This is a genomic window from Mycobacterium sp. (genome assembly GCF_052143115.1).
Classification (GTDB): Bacteria; Actinomycetota; Actinomycetes; order Mycobacteriales; family Mycobacteriaceae; genus Mycobacterium.
In genome coordinates this window covers 1-3,166 of the sequence record NZ_JBKQTQ010000174.1, presented here as the reverse complement: position 1 = coordinate 3,166, position 3,166 = coordinate 1, and the positions used below count along the sequence as shown (strand labels likewise).

At 65.6% G+C, this 3,166-nt stretch carries 4 protein-coding genes; 3 read left to right on the top strand and 1 reads right to left on the bottom strand.

What is annotated here, in order from left to right; translation table 11 throughout:
* Nucleotides 1-1,534, bottom strand: a 1,534-nt coding sequence (locus tag ACLQI9_RS17610) for an adenylate/guanylate cyclase domain-containing protein (RefSeq protein ID WP_442391970.1), incomplete at its 3' end; no start/stop codon positions are given.
* Nucleotides 1,535-1,871: 337 nt separating this feature from the next.
* On the opposite strand from ACLQI9_RS17610, the gene ACLQI9_RS17605 reads away from it, so the two are divergent.
* The 3 genes from ACLQI9_RS17605 to ACLQI9_RS17595 all read left to right on the top strand — a co-directional run bounded on the left by ACLQI9_RS17605 (nt 1,872) and on the right by ACLQI9_RS17595 (nt 3,042).
* Nucleotides 1,872-2,036, top strand: coding sequence for a hypothetical protein (locus ACLQI9_RS17605; RefSeq protein WP_442382592.1), 165 nt, complete (start codon nt 1,872-1,874; stop codon nt 2,034-2,036).
* Between the two features lie 261 nt (nt 2,037-2,297).
* Nucleotides 2,298-2,531, top strand: coding sequence for a tyrosine-type recombinase/integrase (locus tag ACLQI9_RS17600; RefSeq protein ID WP_442382591.1), 234 nt, complete (start codon nt 2,298-2,300; stop codon nt 2,529-2,531).
* Nucleotides 2,532-2,577: 46 nt separating this feature from the next.
* A complete protein-coding gene (locus tag ACLQI9_RS17595; RefSeq protein ID WP_442391969.1) occupies nt 2,578-3,042 on the top strand; it encodes a VOC family protein in 465 nt (154 codons plus the stop codon).
* Nucleotides 3,043-3,166 lie beyond the last annotated feature (124 nt).

Below are 3,166 nucleotides of genomic sequence, written 5' to 3'. Positions count from 1 at the left end.
GCAGGGTCGCCGGCACGGCGGCATCGGCATGATCGACCTGGCAGACATAATTACCACGGGCTCCGCTCAGCACACCCCGCTCGGCCAGATCGCGCACCATCTCCTCGACGAAAAACGGGTTACCGGCAGCCCTTTCGGCGATCATGGTGGCCAACCCGCCGACCGAGGAGTCCGGCCCGAGCAGCTGCAAGACCAACGCGGCGGTCTCCGAATCGCTCAGCGGCCCAAGGGCGAAGCTCTGCGCGCCGGGCACCCGGCTCAACGCGCCCGGATATTCGGGGCGGTAGCTGATCAGCACCAGCGAGGGCGTCTGCGGGATCACCGCCACAAAGCCGGCAACTAGGGATTCGCTGACCTGGTCGATCCAGTGCAGGTCCTCAACGACATAGACCGCCGGGGCTTTTCGGGCCAGCGACGCGGCATTGACCAGCGCGGTCAACCGCCGCCGGCGGGCATCCGGATCGACCTTGGCCAGCGCCACCTCAGGGTCGGCGATGCCCAGCAAGTCCTCCAACAGCAGCACGTCCTCAGGGTCGGCGTCAGGGAATTGAGCCCGCACCCCCGCACGAGCGGCCGCATTGTCGAGGCCGCGCACGCCGGTGGCAGCACGCAGCAACCGCGCCACGACGTAAAACGGGATGTCGCTGGCGTGTGATTCGCAGAAGGCGGTAAACACCTCTACATCCCGGGCGGCTGCCATTGCGGTGACCTCGTGCACCAGACGGCTCTTGCCAATGCCTGGTGACCCCACCACGCCGACCACCGCGCCGTGTCCGTCGATGGCGCGGTCCAACAAGCCCTCGACCGCGGCCATCTCCCAGCGTCGGCCTACCAGATTCGACTCCGCACGCCCGACAGCGCGATGCCCGTCGCCCAGGCCCAACAGCCGACGGGCGGGCACCGGCTCATCGGCACCCTTGATCCGAACCAGCTCAGATTCACCGAGGGTGGCAGCGCCCTCAACGAGTCGTGCTGTCGACGCGCTGAGCATCACCTCACCCGGCGGGGCCACCGATTCCATCCGCTGCGCCATACCCACTTGCTCGCCGACGGCGGTGTAACCCAGTGCACCCGAGCCGATTTCACCGGCGATCACCTGACCGGAATTGAGGCCCACCCGCAACTGCAGCTCGACACCGTCACGCTCTCGGACGTCGACGGCAAGCCGCGTAGCCTCCTCTTGAACGCCCAAGGCCGCCAGACAGGCACGAACGGCGTGGTCTTCCAACGCCGCCGGTGCGCCGAACACCGCCATGATCCCGTCACCGGTGAACTTGTCGACCGTGCCGCCGAACCGCTGCACCATCACCGACGAGCGATCAACCAGCTCGGCCATGATCTCGCGCAATCGCTCCGCACCCACTGCCGCGGCGATGTCCATCGAATGCACCACATCGGCGAACAGCACCGTCACCTGCTTGAACTCAGCATGGGTATCGTGCGCCGCGACCGCCGCACCGCACTCGTTACAGAACTTCGAGTTCGGCGGCAGCTCGGTACCGCACGACCCGCACACCAAGGCTGCCGTCGTCATGTCACGCGGCCAGCCCGCCGTCGTTCACAGCACTATCGTGTCACCGCTGGCCGGCCAGCATGGGCGATATCACGGCCGCGGTCGGCCGCGGTGGCCGAACAACGTGCATGATTAGAGGGTGCGATAAGCGCCAGCGTCTGCGATGATCGCACGTAGGCTTTTCCAGGTGCGCTTGCCGTGGCCGTTAACTGGCCGCTCGAAGACGATGGGAGCTATCGAGGCCGCCATCTTGGCTGGTTGCTTCGAACCGTTTGATCGTGGCCAGCGCGGATAGTGTGTTGGCGTTCATCGCGAATGCTGTTGCGGTGGAACCGACACGGTTGAGCAGGGTTTCGGCTTGCACGGCCCAGTCCATGTTGGTGTATTCCCGGCGCCGCTGGGCACCACACAACTCAACAAGCTGCGCAAGACGCACATCGACGCGCTGGTGGTGAAGCTAAGCAAGCAAGGCTTGTCGGGAAGCACTGTGCGGCAGGTCAGCTACCGGGCTGCGCCGCGGTGAAGCGTTGGCGCTGCGGTTGGGATCGCGTCGACCTCACCAACAGCGCGCTGAAGGTGGCGGCCACGCCCGGCCGCATCGGCACCGAACTAATGATCACCGAACCGAAGTCACCACGATCACGGCGCACGGTGCCCCTCTCCCCTGCCATCGTGTCGGCGCTCAAGGCGCAACGCGCAGCCCAGCCGTCGAGAGGCTCCATGCCGGCGACCAGTGGACCGATAGCGGCCTGGTGTTCACCACCGAGTTCGGCGCCCGCGCAACGTGCTGCAGACCATCGAGATTGCCGCCGATAAGGCAGGCGTCGAACACGTCGGCGTGCACACGTTGCGGCACAGTGCCGCCGAAGCCTGGCTCGAGGCGGGCGTGCATATCAAGGCCGTCGCTGATCTGCTCGGGCATAGCTCCATCAGCATCACTGGAGACATCCGCGGGCACATGTCGGACGCGACCGCCCGCGCCGCGATTGACGGCCTGACCAGCATTCTTGGCCTTTAGTCAGGGCTTACGACAGTGCTGCCCGCCGAGCTTGGAGAATAAGCCAATGCCCCTATTGACTGGCATACACCATGTGAGCGTGCCGGCCAGCGACCCGGTGGCCGGTAGCGATTGGTATGCACGCGTGTTCGGTTTCGCCGCCGTCTTGATCGAGGAACGGGAAACAGAAGTGGTGACGGTGCTGCTGCAACACCCGTGCGGTGTCCGGCTGCTGTTGCGGCGCGCCGCCGCGCCGGTAGTCGGGTTGCCCGAATACCCGTTGTTCGGCCTGACTGTCGCGAGCCACGCCGAGCTGCTGCGCTGGGTCGAACATCTCACCACGTTCGACATCGAACACAGCTGGATACACTCGGCGCATCCGGGCTGGGCGGTGACTGTCACCGGCCCGGACCTGGTCCGTATCCAGCTCCAGACCGACGAGGGACCTAGCGGCGAAGACGAGTACCTACTTGATCCCACCGGCCGAAACTTCGGTTTAGCTTCTCCGGGGCGCTTCGCCTCACCGTGGTGATCGAAAATTCCGATGGCCTGTTGCGGTTTCGAACGGGGCCTGCGCTGGGTTCAGCGTCCAGGCGGCCGACGGTTCATGCTGGAGGGTGTTTCGGTTGACCCCGGTTGCACTATGTTGCCTGTGA

Bases quoted from the DNA above. Each gene is read 5' to 3' on its own strand.
- ACLQI9_RS17595 (WP_442391969.1), top strand. From the start codon at position 2,578: ATGCCCCTATTGACTGGCATACACCATGTGAGCGTGCCGGCCAGCGAC.